We start from the raw sequence: 21798 nt of genomic DNA, 5'->3' as shown, positions 1-21798 counted from the left end.
GATAAAAGGGGAACTAAAATGAAGAGAAGCACCAACAGTAGCAAGAGCATGGCTAAGAAGGCAATGCTTTCGTCGATATTTGCAGGGATCTTTTTCGCCAGCACAGCCATGGCAGACACGCTCCGCGTCATCGCCGACGGAGATCTAAAAACCATCGATCCCATTGTAACAACGTCGGGCACAACTTTGGTTCATGCCTATCTGATCTATGACAAATTGTTTGAGTTTGACAAGGACGGCGTCGCCCGTCCCCAGCTTGCGGATAAAGTCGACATCAGTGCCGACAAAAAAAGCTATACGATCGCGCTTCGGAAAGGTCTGAAATTCTCCGACGGAGGCTCAATTACGACTGAGGACGTTATCCAGTCGCTGAAGCGTTGGGCCTCCCGCGACCAGACTGGGCAATTACTGGCTGCCAGGCTCAAGGAGATTACGAAAGTCGATGATCTGACATTTCGCATTGAGCTGAACCAGCCGTTCGACGTCCCCGCTGCGCTTGCCGGTATCACGGGAAACCCTGCTTTCATCATGCCGAAGCGAATTGCTTCCCTGCCGCCAACAGACCAACTCACCGATACCACCGGATCTGGGCCTTATCAGTTCGATATTTCATCATGGAAACCAGGGCAAACGCGCACCTATACCAAAAATCCCAATTACATCCCCAGGACCGATCCGCCGAGCTTCTTTGCCGGCAGGAAGGAGGCAACGTTTGACAAAATTGAAATGGCTTACGTGCCGGATGCCAACACCGCAATGGCGGAGATGCTGACTGGACAGCAAGATATCTGGGCAGCTCCTCCGCTGGATAACGCTCTGGCTTTGCGGGGTAATCCCGATCTCGTTGTAGCGAAAGGGTTTTTGAACCAGGGTCTGGTCGTGATTAATCACGTAGTGCCTCCGTTCGATAACAATAAAGCACGTGAGGCGCTTACCTATCTGATTGACCAGACAGAGATCAGCCGCGCGGCGGTCGGTGACCAGGAATTCTGGCAGACCTGCTATGCTTATTTGACTTGCAAGGGGACGTATGGAGACGAGTCAGCTTATAAGGGCCATCGAGGGGCAGCCGATTTAGACAAGGCGAAAGAACTCCTCAAAGAAGCCGGTTACGATGGAGAGCCGATCGTCATTCTCGACCCGACTGATTGGTCTGAAGCCCATGCAAGGGCGCTGTATTTGGGGCAGCAACTGAGAAAGGCCGGCGCGCAGGTCGACCTTCAGGCAATGGACTGGTCAACGCTCACGTCGCGCCGTACCTCCAAGGCGCCGGCTTCGGAAGGCGGCTGGAACCTCTTCCCCAACATCATGGAAGGCCAGCCAGCCTCCTCTCCGCTGACACATCTGATGCTCGCCTCTAACTGCGACAAGGCTTGGTTCGGTTGGCCTTGCGACAAGCAGATCGAGGACTTGCGGGCGGCATTCATTAGCGCAGCGGACCAGAACGAAAAAAAGAAGATCGCCGGCGAACTGCAGGCGCGTGCGTCGGTCTACCTGCCGTTCATCATGACAGGAGAGAATACCGGGGCGGTCGTCTACAGAGCCGAGCTCGAAGGGTTTAACCCTGAGACGGCCGAAATGTATTTCTGGAACATCCGGCGTAAGAGCAAGTAGAGCGTCGATCTGTGGCCGTGAGTTTGTTATGATCAGATATCTCATCACCAGAATGCTTTCCATCATCCCGGTGATGGGGGTGGTAACCGCTGTTGTATTCGGGCTGACTTATTTGAGTCCTGGAGATGCCGCGGTTGTGCTGGCGGGCGACTACGCGTCGCCCGCTCAGATCGACGCTATTCGAGAGCGGCTTCACTTGGACGCTCCAATTTTGTCCCAGTACTTTCATTGGCTGGGCAACGTCTTGCGGGGCGATCTCGGAAATTCGATTTTTTCTGAACAGCCAGTATTGAGCCTCATTCTCTCGCGAGTGGAACCGACAATCATTCTGGCAATCGCAGCAACTCTGGTCTCAGTTATGATCGCGGTGCCATTGGGACTGCTGGCTGCCCGGAAGAGGGGAGGCCTCGCTGATCAACTGGTTTCGTTCTTCGGTATCGCTGGAACGGCAATACCTGCCTTCCTGATTGGGTATTTGCTGATATTTGCGTTCGGGGTGCACTTCGGATCGATGCCCATCTCAGGGTTTCCCGGGCTCGAAAGCGGAGCATGGGAAGTCTTGAGGCATGTGCTTCTGCCGGCGACTATGTTGGGATTCGCGCAGACCGCACTTATCACTCGGATCACGAGAGCGAGTGCGATCGAGGTCCTTGGCCAGGACTTCATTCGGGTCGCGCGAGCGAAAGGCCTGGATGAACTTACGATTATCATGCGGCATTGCCTTAGGCTTATCGCCGTGCCTCTTGTCACCATAGTTGGAATGTCGTTTGCCTACATGCTTGGTGGCGTGGTGATCACCGAGACAGTGTTTGCCATCCCAGGGGTTGGACGTCTCCTTGTTGACGCCATTCAACACAAGGATGTCCCCCTAATCCAGGGCGTCTTGCTACTTAGTTCTGTTGTGTATGTTCTGATAAATTTGCTGGTAGACCTGTCATACCTGTTTATCGACCCACGCATTAAATATAGCTAGGAGGTTAGGCCATGGCGATGTCTCTTTCGTTGCGACAGAAGAAGCGCCTGCCAACACCTTTGGTGGCGGCTTTAATTTTCATGCTTGTGATTTTGCTGGTCTCTTTTTTAGCGCCGATCCTGACGAGCGTTAACCCCTTGTCCATGAGCCCAGATGCAAGGCTAAAACCGCCTAGCTATAGTCATTTACTGGGCACCGACATGTTCGGGCGCGACATTCTCGCGCGTGTGCTTTACGGCGGGCAGATTTCGCTTGTCATCGGGGTGGCCACAGCGGCTCTAGCGACAACGATTGGAACGATACTGGGCCTTGTCGCCGGAGCCGGGCAACTTTCGGACAAGATCCTGATGCGGATCATGGACGGCATGATGGCCATACCGGGAATCCTGCTTGCGATTGCCTTGGCGACGATCTTTGGTGGCGGGATCTTGACTGTGATCGTAGCTTTGGCGATCCCCGAAGTGCCGGGTGTCGCGCGCCTGGCTCGAAGCTTGACGCTGACCCTACGTGAGCAAGTTTTTGTTGAGGCTGCTCGATCCTACGGCGCTGGGCCGCTGCGTATTCTGTTCAGGTACATCCTGCCGAACGCGTTGGCGCCGATCGCAGTGCAGGCCACCTATATCTGCGGCGTGGCGATCCTTTATGAGGCTTACCTCAGCTTTGTGGGCGTTGGCGTTCCACCCGAGCATCCGAGTTGGGGCAACATCGTTGCCGAGGGCCGGTCCTTTGCCTTGATCGCCCCACATATGATTCTCTATCCAAGCGTACTTATTGCTGTTGTCGTGCTCGCGATCAATTTGATAGGCGATGGTGCACGAGACATGCTCGACCCGCGATTCGCCTTGCCTGATTGAGCTTCGCGGCTGAATCAACGTCTGTGGAGCAAGTTTGTCACTTGGCGCTTATTCTTCTTCCGGGCAGGTCGGCTAGGCAGCAGTTTCACTGACCCGGCGTTTATTGAGCGCCTCCAGAAGGTTATGACCAGCGCGGATGATGTGCTCTCGCATAAACTCCACGACTTGACGGTCGCGTCCTTTGCACATGCTCAGAATTTGGCGATGTTCGCGCTCTGCTTCTTCGAAGCCCGAAGTCAAAAGTAGTTGAATCCTGATATATCGATCAATCTGGACATTGATGCCTTGGAGGATGGCGAGTGTCTGAACGCGTCCCGCGGGCCGATAGAGACTGCGGTGATACTCCCAGTTCAATGCGCCTACCTTGGCAATGTCCCGCTTGTGATAGGCCTCTTCAAGTCGCTTAAGAATTTGCGCGGAGTGAGCCAAGTCTTGGTCCGAGAGATGCTCCAGAGATCGGCTCAGGATATCGCACTCCAGCGTTGCCCGGAGTTCGAACAATTCCATGATCTGTTCGGATGGCAATGTCGAAACTATTGCACCCTTGTGAATCTGGGAAACAATCAATCCGGCAGCTTCCAACTGGCGAAACGCCTCGCGCACTGGCATTCGGCTGCATTCGTATTCAGCTGCGATCGCTTCTTGTATCAGTGGGTCGCCTTCTTTGAACTCGCCGCTGAGGATGCGTTCCCGCAAAGACTCTGAGAGCGCCTCCGGTAGGCTTTGCCTCTGAAGGCGATATTTCGAGCGCTGCTTCTTCTGTTCCAGCATATTGTCCATCGTTTGTTGGATCCTAAAAGCCAATTTGGAAACTCCCGCATTCGCTTTTTGCGGAATGATTGACGTTCGAGAAGATACCCCAAAAAAGAGTGACATCAAAGGGTAGACATGGCAATTGTAGCCGTGTAGATTGGATCCAGTTGGACCGAGTGGATGGAGAACCATGACAAAGTGGGCGGGTGTATTCCCTGCAGTGACGACCAAGCTCACGCGGGATGGCGACATTGACGTTCGCGCGACCAAGGATAGCCTTGACCGCCTCGTCAAGGCAGGCGTTTCCGGTGTCATTGTGCTTCCGATGCTTGGTGAGAACGCTTCGATGTCACTGAAGGATCGCGAAGAGATCATCCGCGGCGCGATCGACGTGGTCGACGGTCGTGTTCCGGTTCTCTCTGGGCTCGCTGAAATCACACTCGAAAGTGCAAAGTCCAACGCCAAGCTCTATGAATCATTCGGTGCCCAGGGCCTGATGGTGTTCCCAAGCCTCGGCTACAAAACCGACGATCGCGAGACGGTCGAGTGGTACAAGGCTATCGCCAGCGCTTCGTCGCTGCCGATCATGATTTACAATAATCCAATCGCCTACGGCGTAGACTGCACGGTCAACGTTCTCAAGCAACTCGGCGACACTCCGGAAATCGTCTGCGTCAAGGAGGAAACCGGTGACATTCGTCGCGTCACCGACATGTTCGTCGAACTTGGCGACCGCTTCAGCGTCTTCTGCGGCGTGGACGATCTGATCGTCGAAAGTTCCGCACTTGGCGTCACCGGCTGGGTGTCGGGCATGACCAACGTTTGGCCGTCAGAATGCGTCGAACTCTTCAACCTGTGCGCCCAAAACAAGTACGAAGAGGCGCGCGCGCTTTACCGTATCCTGACGCCGTCCTTTCATCTCGACACTCACGTTAAGCTGGTTCAGTACATCAAGCTCGCCGAGAACCTGGTCTACGGCGCGCCGGAATGGACCCGTGCACCGCGCTTGCCGCTCGTCGGCGAAGAGCGCGAATTCGTCATATCGACGATTCAGCTAGCAATCGAGACTTTGGCCAAGCGGGTGAAGAAAGCTGCCTGATTTTAGCATCGTCAGAAAACCGGTGCCTCGCAATGATCGCGCAAGGCTAGTCGCCACGGGCTGGGGTTATCCGTGCGCCAGACCAGCGCATTGATTCTCGGGAGCTTGGGTCCGCAGCAAACAGTGTTCGCGGGCGTTGCCGAGCAAGCCGCCATCTGTGGTTAAACAAGTGCAAGTCTCGTCCGGCCTGCCGCTACCCAAAAGACAACAGTTGGGGATGACGTCCGCTCAAGTGCCGCTCGTTCGGAAGACAGCAACTGAAGGTGCAGAGATCAAGATATGGTTCATTCAACGCCGACAGCCTTCGCCAGCTCGAAATCGAGCCGCCACGTGTAGCCATCGCTGGTCCAACATGAAACCAATACGCGAGGACAAGGTTTGCACCCCGGAGACGCTGGTGCGACAATACGTTGTCCAATTGGTCGGCATTGACCATGTTGGCCTTGGTCTAGACTCGGTCCTAGACCCCGAAGAACAACCTAAGCTCTGCAAAATGTGTCCGCATATCTGGCCAGCCGAGTAAGCCCAAAAATCGGCTAGACATGTGGTACTATTCTCTCGGGGCAGTTCCTGACATTCGCGAGAGCCTGCTCGTTCTCGGCTACAGTGAAGCGGATGTCAGACGAGAACACAATCAGCTCGGATTTGCCGTTCAGCTATCCAGGCAGGGTGTTGGCGACCCGACGGCCTTCAGGAGACCGAAGAACGCCGGAACGAAATCTCGGAAGTTGCCGTATGGCGCAACAGTCCGTTTGATCGCCTCCTGGCGTATCACAGCATGCCTACGGGAAAGCGGAGCGGCCTCAAGGGGCATTCGCCCAACACCACTTTTCAACAGCGCGTTGCTGCCGGCTGGTCAGCGATGACCATGAGCCGGGATGAGGTCCGCGCGGCTGTAGCGCGCCGTGTCGAGCGCACTGTGATCCAAGGCGCGTTCCAGATCCGTGGGCGTCGGTGGTCCTGCGAAGAGTTGTGGCAGTACACGCACGATAAGGTGCTGGTCTGCGAGCCTGTCTGTCATGCGCCGGCCGAGCTGCTTGTGCTGGATATGAAGGGCAACAGGCTCCGGATCGCAACCCCCGATGTCGCACTTCATCCACTTGATCACTTGATCATCGTGGCGCTCAAGGGCTCAAGGCACGGCAGCACGAGCAAAGGCGCATCGCGATGCAATTATGGAGATGGTTCGCTCACTCCCGAAACTCGACGTTGCAGCTCGGCTGATAGCGCTTAGTCTGGCTCAACCTGAAACGTCATCCCCAACGAGCCGACGGGCAAAGTGTCGTTCGACCCGTCTGAGCGGCCGGCGTGGATGGGCTTTGAGATTACCGAAACCATCTCGATCACCGACACCGGTTGGAATGATGCGGCCAAGCACCTCGACGAGACTGCCCAAGGTCAACGTTCCCTCCGGCAATACACTGACGTCCACGGTGATGCTGTCCATCGAGACGCGGCCGACGATCGGCAGTCGTGTTCAGTTGTAATAGACTGCACCGCGCCCACTCAGGTTCCTTGGCAGTCCATAGGCATTGCCTGCTGCGATCGTCGCCAGGCGGGTTTGTTTTTCTGCAACGTGAGCGCCGCCGTAACCGATTTTGGGCGCACGGCGGGGACCTTGCGGGCTAGGACCAAGGCGACCTCGAGGCATTTCCATCGAGCATGACAACGTTAGGAAGTCAGGCAACGCACGGCGCACCTGTCTTCGGTCGGCAAAACTCAACTGTGACCTTCCGACCGAACTTCGGTGGTAGTCGCACCATTAAAACTTAAGATACTTGGGACACGATCATTGACGTCAGACTGTAGTCTGAGTTGAAATGATTTCACCAAACAGCGCTCGAATTTGAAACGTCGAAGTGGCCTCAGAAAAAGTCGCTACGCCCAGCATTGTCGCTCCTACTTTTAAATTCTCCCTATTCGCTTTCGAATAAACCGGCGGCTTGAAACGTCTATTTCATCTGTGGGTGCAGAATGAAACGTATCTGGCGTCCGATTGTTGAAAGCATTAGCATTCGACATCGTCGTTCGCGTAAAAAATTTTATGGGTACCCGGGTCCACACAGGAGATACAGAGATAGATGCTGGACGATCTCGATCGGCGCCTCGTCGCCGCACTTCAGGTAAACAATCGACTCTCGTTTGCTGAACTGGCGGATGTTGTTGGCTCGTCCGCCGCGTCCTGTATGCGTCGAATCAACAAGCTGCGTGCAGATGGCGTGATAATTGCCGACGTCGCCCTGGTAAATCCGAAAACTCTGGGAAAGTCGCTCACGGTTGTTGTGAACGTAGAGCTCGACCGGGAGCGGCTAGATCTCGTCGATGACTTCAAGCGCGCCATGCGGGCCGCAAAGGAAGTCACCCAGTGTTATATGGTGACCGGAGATGCGGATTTTGTACTGATTGTTGCGGTGGAAGATGTGGAAGCGTTCGACGTATTTGTGAAGACCAAGCTATATACCAATGCGAACGTACGCAAATTTAAAAGCATGATCACACTTGATCGTGTGAAGTTCGAAACCCGCGTTTTGGTATGACCTTTTTCTTCGCCTGACTGTGTTTGCCATCCGAGCGCTTTTTATGAAGCTTTTGTTGCGTTTATCGCACGAGTTTGACCGCTCCTGCCCAAAATTTCCTGCGATGAATCATACGTAGACGGCGTTGTGTCGAACTGCCGCTGACAACCCAAAGAGCTGCCCAGCTCGTCATCTGCATAAGCAGCGTCTGGTAGGCGGCATTTGGGGAGCAGGCCGCTAAGCCAGGCAGCACGTGCACACGAGTGGGCATCGATCGACAATGCGCGGGGTAGGCCAATACCCTGGCGCAGCAGGAGAAAGAAAACATGACAATTGCAACGTTTGGATCGCACGAAGACTTTCCAGCAGTCAAATCGCGTCACCAGGATTCTCGCAATTATCCTCACGGCATTGCCTTCATGGACGGACAATATCTGCCCATGTCAGAAGCAAAGGTTTCAGTCCTTGATTGGGGCTTCCTTCACTCTGACGCGACCTATGATACGGTGCACGTGTGGGACGGTCGTTTCTTCAGGCTCAACCTCCATCTCGATCGCTTCTTCAGGGGCATGGAGCGTCTGCGGATGAGGCTTGCGTATAGCCGCGAAGAAATCGAAGGGATTTTGGCTAATTGCGTCGCTTTGTCGGGGCACAAGTCAGCATATGTCGAAATGATATGCACCCGCGGCGGATCCTCCACTTTCAGTCGCGACCCGAGGGAGGCTGAGAACCGCTTTATTGCATTTGCAGTACCGTACGGTTCCGTCGCCAACAGTGAGCAGTTGAAACGTGGTCTTCATATAGCTGTGAGCGACACTGTCCGCATCCCGCCTAGCTCGGTAGATCCTGCCGTCAAGAATTACCATTGGCTCGATCTGGTGAAGGGACTTTTTGACGCCTACGACTTCGGCGCGGAAACAGCCTTGATTATGGACACCAACGGTAACATCGCCGAGGGCCCTGGTTTCAATGTGTTCACCGTGAAGGAAAGTCAGCTGAAAACCCCCGCGTTCGGAGTACTGCCGGGCATCACGCGTCAGACGGTCTTCGACCTGTGCCAAGAATCCGGCCTAGCTGTTGAAGCAGCAGACTTGGCTCGTGAGGAACTGCTTCAAGCGGATGAGGTGTTCATCACCTCGACGGCCGGAGGTATCATGCCGGTAACGCGCATCGACCATACCGTCATCGGTAACGGTAAGGTGGGCAGTTTAACAAGTCAGCTGATGAATCTGTACTGGCAGAAGCACTCGGATCCGGCATGGTCTACCGCCGTAAACTATCGGTGAACTGATCAAGCGTGTTCCATGCGACAATGGTTCGTTCGGCCGATAACGATGTGCTGCTCGTCTCACTTTTCCATCGCTCCGCCAATTGGATGACCATGACCGACTCTTTTGTTGCACACCTAAATGAAGATCTGATGAGACTTAAGTCGTCAGGGCTCTACAGGTCCGAACGCATTATCATCTCTCGCCAATCTACCAAGGTGCGACTGGCAGATGGAAGCGATGTGCTAAACTTCTGCGCCAATAACTATCTTGGCCTTGCCGATGACGATGACATTTGCGCTGCCGCAAAGGCAGCAATCGACCGTTATGGCTACGGTATGGCATCGGTGCGCTTCATCTGCGGGACGCAGGAGGAGCACAAGCAGCTCGAGGCGTGTATCTCCGCCTTCCTCGGCATGGAGGACACGATCCTCTACTCCTCCTGCTTCGACGCCAATAGCGGCCTGTTCGAAACGCTGCTCTCCGAGGAGGACGCGATCATTTCCGACGCCTTGAGCCATGCCTCGATCATCGACGGCGTGCGTCTCTCCAAGGCCAAGCGCTTCCGCTATGCAAACAACGACATGGCGGCGCTTGAGGAGGAACTGAAGAAGGCGGAGGGCAGCCGCTTCAAGCTGATCGCCACCGACGGCGTCTTCTCGATGGACGGCATCATTGCCAATCTCGGGGGCGTTTGCGATCTCGCCGACAAATACCGCGCGATGGTCATGGTTGATGATAGCCATGCCGTCGGCTTCGTCGGCAAACACGGACGCGGCTCGGCCGAGCATTGCGGGGTCGAGGGCCGGGTCGACATCATTACGGGCACGCTCGGCAAGGCGCTGGGTGGCGCTTCGGGCGGCTACACGTCGGCGAAGGCCGAGGTCGTCAAGTGGCTGCGGCAGCGCTCGCGACCGTATCTCTTCTCCAATACGCTGGCGCCGGTGATCGCGGCGGCGTCGCTGAAGGTCTTCGAGATAGTCCAGGACAGCAACAAACTGCGCGAGAAACTTTACGTCAATGCTGATCGATTTCGGTCAAAAATGACGAGTGCAGGGTTCAAGTTGCTCGGCAACCATCACCCCATTATCCCCGTGTTATTGGGCGATGCAGGTGTGGCCCAGGAGATCGCTAGTCAAATGCTGCTACAGGGCATTTATGTTACGGCGTTTTCCTTTCCAGTCGTGCCGAGAGATCAAGCACGCATTCGCACCCAGATGTCGGCTGCGCATTCCACGGAGGACATCGATCTCGCGGTCGAAGCGTTTGTTAAGATCGGCCGAAATCTAGGCATCGTTGCTTGAGATCGTTGGATTCGAAACGGACAAAAAGGGTCTATGGAATATGAGAGACATTGACATTTTTAGGGAACTGCAAGGCGAGGCCACCGATTGGCGCCGTTATCTTCACGAGAATCCGGAGTTGGACTTCCAGGAGTACAACACTGCAAGGTTCGTTGCTGAAAAGCTTGCTTCCTTTGGCATAAACCACATCGAAACGGGAATTGCGGGAACTGGCGTCGTTGCAGTGATTCAGGGGGAAGGTGGCGATGGGCCGACGATCGGGTTGAGAGCAGACATGGACGCCCTTCCAATCGTCGAGACCTCAAATAAACCTTGGGCATCGAAAACCTCTGGCGTAATGCACGCGTGCGGCCACGACGGTCATACGGCAATGCTGCTGGGTGCTGCAAAACATCTTGCGAGGTCACGCAACTTTAATGGCTCCGTCGCCTTGATCTTCCAGCCGGCTGAGGAGCCATCATTCCCAACGGGCGCTTTTAAAATGGTCCAGGAAGGGATCATGGAGCGCTTCGGAATCTCGCACGTTTTTGGCATGCATATCGCCCCGGGCATTGAGGTCGGTAAATTCGGCATCCGTCACGGTTCGATTATGGGCTCCCAGGACGACTTCGATATCATCGTCAAGGGTCGGGGTGGTCATGCGGCCGACCCATCAAGTACGATTGATCCCGTTGTTATTGCGGCCCAGATCATTCTTGGCCTGCAGACCCTGGTATCGCGCAAGACCGACCCCTTGGCGTCGCTGGTCATCTCTGTCACAAAGCTAAATGCCGCACAGGCCTACAATATCATTCCCGATCAAGTCGAGATCGGCGGGACCGTCAGGACCTCTGCATCCAGCCTGCGGGATTTCGCCGAGCAAGAGATTTTGGCTTCTGCCCAGGCTATTGCGCGGGGGTTCGGCGCAGAAATTGAGTTCAGATATCTCCGATCGGTCCCGGCGACCTTCAACTCGATTGAGGAAACAGATCTGGCAATCCGCGCGGCGCGCAGTCTCGTCGGGGCTGAATCCGTTGATGAGAAGGTGAAACCCAGCATGGGGGCGGAGGATTTCGCATATATGCTCGAGGCGCGACCCGGCGCTTACATTTTCCTTGGCAATGGGCTAACCGCTGCGTGTCATAGTCCGGCATTCGATTTCGATGACGAGGCTTTACCCTATGGCATCGGCTACTGGGTACAACTGGTCGAGACCGTCTTGGGGTCTGGAATGGAGGCCGGGTGAAATCACCACTGATGCCTTAGTATTGGGGTAGGTCCACGAGCTATCCTGAAAAGCGCTCTGGCGCCCCTGTAGTGGCCGGCCTGGAGCTCTTAACACCGTCTTTGACAACCCCACGACAGTTCGAGGAAGGAGTAACCAATTCTCGACTTCCCTATGGGGCGGCGAATGAAAAACGATTATGTAACGGCACTTCAGTTCAAGAAGTGGAGATGACTAAGGCCTATCGAGATGCTGTTCCGAGAGCTGGAACGGGTTCGTCGAATTCGCGCAGCGCCGAATGCGATGTCGCAAAAGCCGGCACCATGCTGTGGAAAAGGAAGGACTGTCGGTCTGAACAATTAGGGGTATGTCGGCGGACTGCACCTGAGGCGCGACGGCGCTGTCGGTTTCTCGTCGCCGCCCTGCCCGGCAACTAACGCGCCACAATTTCCGCTGATGGCGACCGGGCAAACTCTGCGTCCTCGGGATAGCCAGCGATCTCGATAGTGCGCGCGTATAGGGAAGGACGCTCACTGCCATCAGCACATCCTGCGGTCCGGCACGGCCAATCGGATTGGCCCCGGTTCCGCCGATCCCGCCCAGTAGCGTCGAACGTTTTCCGATAAGCGAGAGGATGTAGTCCGGGTGCCAAGCCGCGGCAAGGCTGGAGGGCAGGCCGAGGCAATAGACCTCGCGCCGCTGAAATGCGCGCTAGCGTTGGCAAGCGTAAGCGAATCCGGCTCTGCAAGTGAGGCCGCCTGTTTGCTGAAGGTCATCAGCATTTCGCCTGCGAGAAACTGGTCGCCCTTCAGCTTCTGGTGCCGCGCCTGCTCGCCAATACGTCCCCGCGGTGCGTCGCCTCGAACCGCAGCGCGATAGACCGACCGAATGTCTTCGTAACCATCAAAGCCGAGTTTGGCCAACCCGTGTCATCGCTGCCGCTCGCAGCCCCCCCTGTCGCGCCTGCTGGCGCATCGCAGCGCCATGTCGCGAGGGTGGTCAGATGGATCGAAGGAGGCGTGTGCAGGAGACAACAATCGCCGTGGCCCCAAATGGAGGCGGCCGTACGAAACAAGATCATCCGGAACTGGCGCGCGCCGCCTGCGAATGCCTGGAAGCAGGCGCGTCGATGATTCATGTCCACATCCGCAATTTGGATGGTACGCATCTGCTGGATGCCAATGCCTATCGATCCGCGATTGCCGCGATCCCGCGCCGAGGTGGCGGATAGAATAATGATCAAGATCACCAGCGAGGCAGTAGGTATCTACTCGCCCGCCGAACAGCTTGCCGTCGTGAAGGCTGTGCGCCCGCACACCCCGTCGCTTGTGCTGCGTGAACCCCATCCAACTGCCTTCGCGGACCTGCTTGCCTGGATGCGGCGGGAAGAAGCGCTGCCGCAGATCATCTCTATGAGCCTGCGGAGGCGATCCGCCTAGCCGAATATCGCCGACGTGGTCTGTTGAAATTCGATGATGTGCCTGTCCTCTAGGTGCGAGGACACTACACCGTCGGACAGATCTCGACGCCTGCAAATCTTTTGCCCTTTCTCGCCGCACATGTCTTTCCATTGGAGCGTCTGCGCATTCGGCCGTGACGCTCACCGCCATTCAGATCGACCGATAGACTTTTGGTAAGACTGCCTCAGTCAGAGGTGAATTATGCCGCGCGCGTTTCAAAATTGGTACGATCGAGATGCGAAATCACTTCGCGACCAATCTAATGTGGCTCCCGATGCACGCCGGCAGAAGTCGGAAAATCTGGGAGGATAGAATGAACGAGTGGTCACTTAATCGCCGTTCCGTGGTCAAGGCGATGCTTTTGGGATCCGCAGCGCCCTGGCTTTTGAATTCAACGGCCTTTGCAGGATCGTGCGCGGATCACGTCGTGCGCTTGGGCGCAACGGCCAGCCCCGACACTATGAATCCCTTTGCAACGTGGGGCTCGTGGTGGCCGACGGCCTTTACCTACGACTGTTTGGTCGGAGTCGACGCGCAGCGCCATTCCGACCGGAAAGGTTTTGCCAAAGAATGGTCTGTTGGCGATGATAACGTGACGTGGACCTTCAAGATATGGCCTGGGATGAAGTGGTCAGATGGTAGTCCCGCTACGGCCAGGGATGTCGCCTTCACGTACAACTATTTGCGCGACTCCCTTGGCAAACCCGACGAGTTGAACGTCGGCTGGAATAACACGAGCGGCTTGGAGCATATCCAGTCTATCACGCCAGTCGACGACGAGACTTTGCGAATAGTGACCAAGATCCCAACCCTATGGCCAATCGACAACACGACATTGATTGTCCCCGAGCACATCTGGAAGGACGTCAGCTATGGCGATGCGCGCGGCACCTTCCCTAACAACCCGCCTCTGGTGGGCACGGGACCGATGATAGTTTCAGAATTTCGGCGGAGCCAGTATGTCCGCCTAACCCCCAACCAACACTTCCGAACCGGGCGACCGGCCACGGCCGGCATGATCTTCAACATTTTCCCTACGGTCGATTCCATCGCTCAGGGTCTGAAGAGTGGTGATCTCGATTATGGCCTCGGGCTCGTGGCTGCACAGTGGACGGACCTCTCGAAGGATCCTGCCATTTCCGTCGGGCAATCACGAACCGAAAACCGCGTTTTCCTCGCCTTCAATACACTCTCCGGAAAGGGAGAGGGCACCACCAAGGCACTGCAGGATTCGGCGTTCCGCGATGCGATCGGGTATGCCATCGATGAAAAGAGTATCGTCGACCGAGCAATGCGTGGACACGCCGAGCCCGGCGTGGGACTGGTCCCGCCCGTGGCGACGGATTACTACTCGGACCTGGGCGATATTAAGCGCCATTTCGATCTCGCAGAGGCGGGGCGCCGGCTCGATGCTGCGGGATATCGAGATAAAGACGGCGACGGTGTTCGGGAGGACAAGGAGGGAAAGAGCTTTCAGCTTGAGCTGATTACCTCATCCGGTGGGACTAACGGCGTAATACCAATCACGGCCCTGCAGCTTATCGCCGACTGGATGGGGCAAATCGGAGTTACGGTCACGGTGACACAACTTGACGACAGTGCGTTCGGCGCGCGCTGGCAAGCTCCAGAGAATGGCGGTGGTGGCTGGGACCTTCTTGTTGACAGCAACTGGCTGTCACCCGCACCTTCCGATCTTCTCACTTTGGGCAGCGGCAAAGCTGTTGGCACCAACAACCGGTCGTACTGGAGGAACGAAAAGTTCGACAGTCTCGTGTCGCAGGTTGAGGTTACCGTCGACGCTAAGAAGAGCCGGGAGTTGCTCGATCAGGCGGTGCGCCTCATCTACACCGAAGCGCCCTACATTGTCCTGTGCTACCCTTTCATGCTGGAAGCCCATCGGAAGGATTGCTTCGAAGGTTGGGGGACGAAGGACATGATGTCGATGTGGGGCTACTTTCCGTTCGATCGCCTGAGGTCCGTGTGAGATGGCTTCCAATGGCAAAGGAAGTGGGACGGGTCAGCGGATAGGACAAATCATTATTAGAGCTGCCGTAACGCTTCTGATGGTGGCGGTTCTGAATTTCACATTGTTCCGGATCCTTCCAGGCGACCCGACAACCCTTCTGCTCGCAGGAGCTCGAACCGCAGTATCCACCGAGCAGATAGAGGCCCAGCGACGGGATTGGGGTCTCGATCAGCCGCTGTTCCCTGACCAGCTTCTGCACTACATGGAGTCAACGCTCCGTGGCGACTTTGGGTTCAGTTTCAAATACAGGGGGCAGCGTGTTGGCGACCTCCTGCTTGAGCGGCTGCCAGCCACAATCGCGCTGGTCGGTGTCGCCCAAATCATCGCAATCCTGTGCGGGGTCATGCTCGGTATCTACGCCGGTTGGCGCAGGGGAGGGGCCTTCGACAATGTCGCGACGGGCGTCTCTTTGGCGCTCTACTCAACGCCGTCATTCTGGCTCGGCATGCTCTTGGTGGTAATCTTCAGCACGGGATTGGGTTGGTTCCCCGCTTATGGTGCATATTCCCCTGGTGGCAGAACAGAATTCCTCAACTGGTTTGCCGATTATCTACGGCATTTAATACTTCCTGCCTCGACAGTGGCCCTGGGCCTGATGGGACAATACGTGCTGGTAGCACGTGCTGCCATGAGCGAGGTTGTGGCGGAGGACTACATGGTAACAGCAAGGGCAAAGGGGCTGACCAGCGGGCAGATGCTAATGCGCCATGGCTTCCGTAATGCAATGCTGCCCGTTGTGACCTTAGTGACGCTCAATCTCGGATACGTCGTGGCGGGTGCCATCACCGTCGAATCCGTATTCGCTTGGCCGGGAATCGGCGGTCTGACTGTCGAGGCGCTCAATGCGCGAGACTATCCGGTGCTCCAAGGTGTATTTTTGCTGCTCGGTGCCTCGATCATTCTTGCTAATCTCGTTGCTGACTTGGCCTATGGCATACTTGATCCGAGGGTGAGATAATGAATGAACTTATTGCGATACCTCGTCGGCGAGCCCGGCGGAGGGTTATAAAGGACTTCCTTGGGAGACTGTTCGAGCGGGGAGGCGCCTGGGTGGGCGTGGCGGCTCTGACTTTCTTTCTGGTTTTGGCAGCAGTGCCTGGTTCGCTCGTTGGTCCCCTCGAATCTGTCGCTACAGCAAGCGGTGATTTCCTGGCGGCGCCGGATGGCCAACACCTGCTAGGCACCGACGAAGCGGGGCGGGATGTTCTCAATCTCGTTGTCCATGGCGCGCGCATTTCCCTGACGATCGCCTTGATTTCGACTGTGATCAGTTTGATCATGGGTACCACGGTTGGCATAATGTCAGGCTACTTTGGCGGCAAGGTCGATACTTGGCTGATGCGGATGACAGATTTCTTCTTCATCGTCCCGCCCTTCGTGCTGGCACTGGTGATCGCGCCCGTGTTCGTTGAGGTCGTGGGGCGCGGCCGCGAGATCCTAGGCTTCCGGACATCCCTTTTCGTCATCCTTGTTGTAATAGGTTTGACGAGTTGGTCCTTTGTCGCTCGCATCATTCGGAGCCAGACACTGTCGCTTCGGGAGCGGCCTTTCGTGGATCGCGCCAGGGTCGGGGGCAGCAGTGATGCAAGCATTATGATACGGCATATCCTGCCCAACCTCGTACCCCAAATCGCCGCTAATGGCGCATTGGTGGTAGCTGGCGCGATCTATACCGAGACCGCGCTCTCGTTTATCGGCCTGGGGGATCCGTTGCAGCCCTCATGGGGCACTTTGCTCTCCTTGGCGCAGCGAGCTGGCGCCGCTAGTGCCGGAGCCTGGTGGTACCTGGGTTCACCAGGTGTATGCGTGCTCACCGTTGCACTCGGTTTCGTCCTGCTTGGCAATGCGCTAGACGACACATTCAACCCCCGCAGGCGTGTGATCCCATGATGAACATGTGCCAAAAGAGCACTGATCCTCTACTGTCGGTTGAAGGGCTTTCCGTTGACTATAGTGTGAACGGTGTCTCATTGCCCGCGATCCGGAAGGCGAGCTTTGAGCTTCGCGCCGGAGAGGCCGTCGCGCTTGTCGGGGAATCGGGAAGCGGCAAGACCACGACCGCGATGGCAATCGCGGGTCTGTTATCACCCAATGCGCGAGTAAGCGGCGGCCAAGTGTGCTACCGCGGTGCCCGATTGCCAATCGACGATGATGCTGCAATGCGGCCACATCGCTGGAGAGAGACCTCGGTCATTTTCCAGGGTGCGATGAACGCGCTTAACCCCGTTCACCGCATCGTTAAGCAGATTGCCGAGCCGTGTATACTAAACTTAGGCATGTCGCGTGAGGAGGCAACGACCAGGGCCAGAGAATTGCTGGAGTTGGTTGGTATACCAGCGGATCGGGGCTCGACATATCCCCACGAACTGTCGGGCGGTATGCGCCAAAGGGTGATGATCGCCATGGCGCTTGCATGCCGCCCATCGATTATCATAGGCGACGAGCCGACCACGGCCCTCGATGTCATCAATCAGGCTCAGATACTCAAATTGTTGGTCGAGTTGCGATCAAAGTTCAAACTTGCTCTGATCTTGATAACACACGATCTGTCAGTGGTCGCAGAGACGTGTGATCGCGTTATGATCATGTATGCTGGGGGCATCGTGGAGGATGGTCCGGTCGCGGATATCTTCACTGCGCCGAAGCATCCCTATACCCGGCTGCTGATCGAATCGATTCCAGACCCGGCGAAGGGAAAACGGATGTTGTGCCCGATCCCCGGCGATCCCCCGACACTGATGAGGCGCCCATTGGGCTGCGCCTTCCATACACGCTGCCCATCCGCCATGCCCATTTGTACAACTCAGGTTCCCGAACTTGAGGAATGCGGACAGGGACGCGTGGCGTGTCACCTCCACAGCTCTTTGACGCATGCAGACAAGGTACTAGCTAGTGACTAATAACGCCGAGATCTTGCAACTAGAAAACCTCCAGGTCAGCTTTCCGGTCCAGGGGGGACTATTCGACAGTGTCCTGGGACGAACCCGGGGCGCAGTGCGTGCAATTGACGGCGTCGACCTTACTGTTGGGCGCGGCGAGATTGTCGCCCTGGTTGGAGAATCCGGAAGCGGCAAGACCACGGTTGGCCGAGCGATCACAAAACTGGTTCAGCCAACCGGTGGTAGGATCCTTTTCGACGGCAAGGATATGACAACGCGGCAGGGCTGGTCGGCCTTGCGCCCTTACCGCCATCATGTCCAGATGATATTCCAGGATGCTTATCAAGCGCTGAATCCGAGGCATACAGTGTTCGATGCCGTGGCAGAGCCATTGCGAGCGCTTCGGATAGCGACGAATGACGATCAGCTAACCGAGCGGGTGAGCGAAGCTCTATCAAGCGCGGGCCTCAACCCTCCTGGGGATTTCTTCGCGCGCTTTCCGCACGAATTATCAGGCGGCCAACGCCAGCGAGTGGTCATCGCGGGAGCACTTGTCGTCAAGCCTGACCTCATTGTTGCCGATGAGCCAGTGTCGATGCTCGATGTATCAATCCGCGCACAGATACTGCAAACGCTTCTCGATCTTCGCGATCAGCAGAATTTGGCGATACTCTTCATCACTCACGACCTGCCGCTTGCTTGGTTGATTGCCGACAGAATCGCGGTGATGTATCTCGGCCGGATAGTTGAGATCGGCAGCGCTGACGACATTACGCTGAACCCCCAGCACCCGTATACCATTGCCCTGCGAAATGCCACGCCTCGGGTTCGAGATATCGGAGATGGGGGTGGAATTGAAGTGCTGCACGGCGAGGTGCCAAGTGCGGCCCGCCTACCGAAGGGTTGCCGCTTCCATCCCAGATGTCCGCAGTCGTTTGATCGCTGCAGTCAAGAAGAGCCGCCGGTTATTGAAGTGGGGCCGCGGCATCATTCCGCATGCTGGCTGGCAAAATGATGTTAGTGTCTGCTCAACAGTAGTTGTCCGGTCTTTGACCTTGCCACTGAAGGTTACCGCGTGTGGCCGGGATCATTGCCAAGCCGGGGAACAGGAACTTTCCACGGCCAGATGCTTGTTTAGCGCACGCACTCACTGTCGAGCCTAGGGCTTCTGTCGAAAGTGAAAGGCGAAGTTTCGGTGCGGCGGACGATCGTGGAAGGGGCAAAGACTACTTCTCTCATCAGGCCAATTGGACAAATGCAGCAAGGTAGTTGAGGCACAGATGAGCAATAAATCGGGTTATGGCCCGCCGATATGATCGAGTTATAATTTCGCGCGCGATTTCAATCTTCGGTGACATTTCAAGTCTCCGTTTCAAAAGCCGATGCATTTTGATGAACAGCGACCTTCCAGGGGCCGTATTCGCAACGCCCCTAGGTCAGACACGGCCTCGACTGCGACGGTTGCTTCACGTTCGTGTAATGGACTTAGCAGACTCACAGTGGGATTGGAGAATGAACAAAGAGGTCAACATGCACAATTTGATGAAGCCCGAAAGCGACGATCTTGCTGATTCTGACCTAGCGCGGGACATCGGCTACGTGCCAATGAAGGACGGAACACGAATTGCTTATATATCGTATCACCCGAAAACTGGCCATTATCCGACCGTCTTCCTGTACGACCCCTACACGGCAAGTGCTTCACCTTTCAGCCTCGCTAAGCCGTATCTCGAAGCTGGTTATGGTTTTGTTGGTGCAAACTTTCCAGCGACCGGCTGCTCGGAAGGCGTTATCGAGTCTTGGGTGGACGGCTTTGACCACAAAGTCGGACTGTATGGCGCGGAGGTGGTCGAATGGATCGCTAAGCAGTCTTGGAGCAACGGAAATGTGGGGATGATCGGTAATTCATCTTCTGGAACGCTCCAATTTTGGGTCGCAGCGGAGCAACCTCCGCATTTGAAAGCGATCGTAGCGAGCGGCGTCGAGGATGGCTACGAGGATTGCTTTTGTTTGGGCGGGATGCTGCAGCTCCAAACTGCAGCAGGATGGTCACTTGGCGCTGAATTCGTCAGTCAGGCTAGCGGAGCGGAGGACCGGATCAGAGCGGGCGACACCGAGTGCGCTGTAATCCGTGGGAGCAATCGGCAAGTCATCAAGCGCTCATTTTTCGACGAGGTTCGGAAGCATCCGCTGAAGGATGAATGGTGGGATTCAGCCTATCTGGCTCGCCATGAAGTAGCTGGCAAAGTCACTGTACCAACCATGCTGATCGCAGCGTGGCAGGACACTTACGGTGGGGCGGCCAGAGAAAGTGCGCGCGTATTTACTCAGTTGTTGCCGAATGTTGAGCATAAAAAACTCGTGTTGATGAACGGCGATCACTTGATCGGGCAACCTGGGACAGAAGCTTATCGCCAAGTCGATGACGAGAGGATGAAATTCCTCGACCGATGGGTCAAGGGAGTTCCAACTGGAGTAGAACAGGACCCGTCTGTGACCGTCTATTGGGAGGTTTCGGAGCCAGATGGCGACCCAAAGAATTCGGTTGCTGGTTGGGTCACAAGGCACAAGACATGGCCAGAAACTTCAGTCGAGCGCGCTACCTACTATCTCACAGCAGACGCCCGGATTTCGCCTCTCAAACCCAGTGCTGAGCCGAATGAAGGCTCACGCGCATACCTTTATCCGACTGGGACCGAGCTTCACGGAAACAATCTGCAGTTCGCGATTCAGCCCTACAAGGACGGTGTATTGAATTACCGGACGGCCGCAGCCACCTCGGACATGGTGCTGCTTGGGAACCCGGAAGTGACTTTGTTCTTGAGCATCGACAATGGAGATGACGCCGACCTACAACTAACTCTGAAGGATGTCGATCCTGACGGCAACGTTCTTTTCTTGCAATCGGGTCTGTTGCGTGCGTCGCTCCGTGCAGTCGACGAAACTCGCACATACGCCGACGAAGTGGTCCACCAGTGCCGGAGGTTTGAGAAGCTCATCCCGGGTAACATCTATGAGATAAGGATGTCGTTGCTTGCACCGATCGCTCACGTTGTTCGACAAGGGCACAGCCTCGAGTTAACGATTGGAGCCCCAAATCCTATTCCGCTTCGCAATATCGGCAGCATTCCTGCCGGCGCTCCGTCCATCAATAGGGTTTATCACTCGGAGAAATATCCCTCGAAGATCCTCCTTCCTATTGTCCCGGGGGCGGTGGCCCAGGCGCCCGCTCCTCCATGCGGCACTCTGCGGGCGCAGCCTTGTAGGAAGGGTACAGACTTTGTACCCGGAGGGTTGCCGATTCGATGAACTTTCGATCAGACGCTATCCCAGTGAAGTCGGACTAGATTCGATCGCGAGGCCGGTCATGAGGATGCGTCTACTGCACGTCCGGATCTGTGAGGTGCGGGGCTTGGTAACGCCCCCCACCTACTCAGCACTCCGCGAATTGGACCGGTTCATTGCGCCGCCCTTGGCACGCGCCTTGGCCAGATCGGTATAGGCCGAATAGCCGTCAACTTGCAGGATGCAGTGCGTAGCGGCAATCAAGGTGAAATTCAGCGGCAATCAGGGGTTCTTCCGCATATTTGGTGCAACGGTAGGGTTTCGCCAACCTGCCTCGCCTGCATGCGGCTTTCACGCCGCGAGCATCACCCTGCTCCTCAGGAGCTGGTGCCCCGAGCACCGATACATCTGGCACTTGATTGTCTTGAGCTGGTTGACCCGACCTTCACGGGACTTGCAGTCCATGGATAATTGATCGCGCCGCAGACGGCCTTGATGTCTCGACTAATCCAGCAGCCAAAGATGCCAACTCTGTTCATGCGGCGAGGAGCGAACCATTCGCA

General features: G+C 56.1%; 16 protein-coding genes and 2 pseudogenes. 15 read left to right on the top strand and 3 right to left on the bottom strand.

Annotated elements, in window-relative coordinates:
- Positions 1 to 18 precede the first annotated feature (18 nt).
- From CK227_RS15725 to CK227_RS15715, 3 genes are read left to right on the top strand one after another with little or no spacing between them, the layout of a single operon-like run.
- Entirely contained in the window at positions 19 to 1614 is a 1596-nt protein-coding gene (locus tag CK227_RS15725; protein WP_095804194.1) for an ABC transporter substrate-binding protein, read from the top strand.
- A 28-nt stretch (positions 1615 to 1642) separates the two neighbouring features.
- Entirely contained in the window at positions 1643 to 2587 is a 945-nt protein-coding gene (locus CK227_RS15720; protein WP_095775996.1) for an ABC transporter permease, read from the top strand.
- A gap of 11 nt (positions 2588 to 2598) precedes the next feature.
- Complete coding sequence (locus tag CK227_RS15715) at positions 2599 to 3441, top strand: ABC transporter permease (protein ID WP_095775995.1); 843 nt, start codon at positions 2599 to 2601, stop codon at positions 3439 to 3441.
- Positions 3442 to 3513: 72 nt separating this feature from the next.
- On the opposite strand, the gene CK227_RS15710 is transcribed toward CK227_RS15715, so the two are convergent.
- A complete protein-coding gene (locus tag CK227_RS15710; protein ID WP_245318395.1) occupies positions 3514 to 4221 on the bottom strand; it encodes a GntR family transcriptional regulator in 708 nt (235 codons plus the stop codon).
- 163 nt (positions 4222 to 4384) lie between these two features.
- On the opposite strand from CK227_RS15710, the gene CK227_RS15705 reads away from it, so the two are divergent.
- Positions 4385 to 5293, top strand: coding sequence for a dihydrodipicolinate synthase family protein (locus tag CK227_RS15705; RefSeq protein ID WP_095775994.1), 909 nt, complete (start codon positions 4385 to 4387; stop codon positions 5291 to 5293).
- A gap of 1369 nt (positions 5294 to 6662) precedes the next feature.
- Here the strand turns inward: CK227_RS15705 and CK227_RS37285 are convergent.
- Positions 6663 to 6890, bottom strand: a pseudogene (locus CK227_RS37285) (alanine racemase C-terminal domain-containing protein); the annotation flags it as partial.
- Between the two features lie 484 nt (positions 6891 to 7374).
- On the opposite strand from CK227_RS37285, the gene CK227_RS15690 reads away from it, so the two are divergent.
- The 11 genes and pseudogenes from CK227_RS15690 (at position 7375) to CK227_RS15635 (ending at position 21259) form a co-directional block, all read left to right on the top strand.
- Positions 7375 to 7830: an Lrp/AsnC family transcriptional regulator gene (locus CK227_RS15690; RefSeq protein ID WP_095775992.1), complete on the top strand. Its 456-nt coding sequence runs from the start codon at positions 7375 to 7377 to the stop codon at positions 7828 to 7830.
- Between the two features lie 305 nt (positions 7831 to 8135).
- The gene (locus tag CK227_RS15685; protein ID WP_245318394.1) at positions 8136 to 9095 is read left to right on the top strand and encodes an aminotransferase class IV; all 960 of its coding nucleotides are present in this window, start codon (positions 8136 to 8138) and stop codon (positions 9093 to 9095) included.
- Positions 9096 to 9190: 95 nt separating this feature from the next.
- Positions 9191 to 10381: a glycine C-acetyltransferase gene (locus tag CK227_RS15680; protein ID WP_095776021.1), complete on the top strand. Its 1191-nt coding sequence runs from the start codon at positions 9191 to 9193 to the stop codon at positions 10379 to 10381.
- A gap of 40 nt (positions 10382 to 10421) precedes the next feature.
- Positions 10422 to 11606, top strand: coding sequence for a M20 aminoacylase family protein (locus CK227_RS15675; protein WP_095776020.1), 1185 nt, complete (start codon positions 10422 to 10424; stop codon positions 11604 to 11606).
- 982 nt (positions 11607 to 12588) lie between these two features.
- A pseudogene (locus CK227_RS15665) lies at positions 12589 to 13180 on the top strand (3-keto-5-aminohexanoate cleavage protein); the annotation flags it as partial.
- Between the two features lie 178 nt (positions 13181 to 13358).
- Positions 13359 to 15029 (top strand): ABC transporter substrate-binding protein, encoded by a 1671-nt coding sequence (locus CK227_RS15660; RefSeq protein WP_095776019.1) that lies wholly within the window; start codon positions 13359 to 13361, stop codon positions 15027 to 15029.
- A 1-nt stretch (position 15030) separates the two neighbouring features.
- Complete coding sequence (locus CK227_RS15655) at positions 15031 to 16029, top strand: ABC transporter permease (protein WP_095775990.1); 999 nt, start codon at positions 15031 to 15033, stop codon at positions 16027 to 16029.
- 92 nt (positions 16030 to 16121) lie between these two features.
- Positions 16122 to 16961 (top strand): ABC transporter permease, encoded by an 840-nt coding sequence (locus tag CK227_RS15650; protein WP_245318391.1) that lies wholly within the window; start codon positions 16122 to 16124, stop codon positions 16959 to 16961.
- On the top strand, positions 16958 to 17971 hold the full coding sequence (locus tag CK227_RS15645) for an ABC transporter ATP-binding protein (protein WP_095775988.1): 1014 nt from the start codon (positions 16958 to 16960) through the stop codon (positions 17969 to 17971). Before CK227_RS15650 ends, CK227_RS15645 begins: the two co-directional genes overlap by 4 nt.
- Positions 17964 to 18965 carry an ABC transporter ATP-binding protein gene (locus tag CK227_RS15640; protein WP_095775987.1) on the top strand — a complete coding sequence of 334 codons (1002 nt, stop codon included), beginning with the start codon at positions 17964 to 17966 and terminating at the stop codon, positions 18963 to 18965. Before CK227_RS15645 ends, CK227_RS15640 begins: the two co-directional genes overlap by 8 nt.
- 497 nt (positions 18966 to 19462) lie before the next feature.
- Positions 19463 to 21259: a CocE/NonD family hydrolase gene (locus CK227_RS15635; RefSeq protein WP_245318389.1), complete on the top strand. Its 1797-nt coding sequence runs from the start codon at positions 19463 to 19465 to the stop codon at positions 21257 to 21259.
- Between the two features lie 120 nt (positions 21260 to 21379).
- Here the strand turns inward: CK227_RS15635 and CK227_RS36740 are convergent, their stop codons facing one another.
- Positions 21380 to 21517, bottom strand: a complete 138-nt coding sequence (locus CK227_RS36740) for a hypothetical protein (protein WP_179296581.1) — start codon at positions 21515 to 21517, stop codon at positions 21380 to 21382.
- Positions 21518 to 21798 lie beyond the last annotated feature (281 nt).

Source organism: Mesorhizobium sp. WSM4308 (genome assembly GCF_002294905.1).
In the GTDB taxonomy this organism is placed as follows: Bacteria; Pseudomonadota; Alphaproteobacteria; order Rhizobiales; family Rhizobiaceae; genus Mesorhizobium.
Note: the sequence above shows the minus strand (reverse complement) of the source record. Positions and strands in the feature narration are given on the sequence as shown.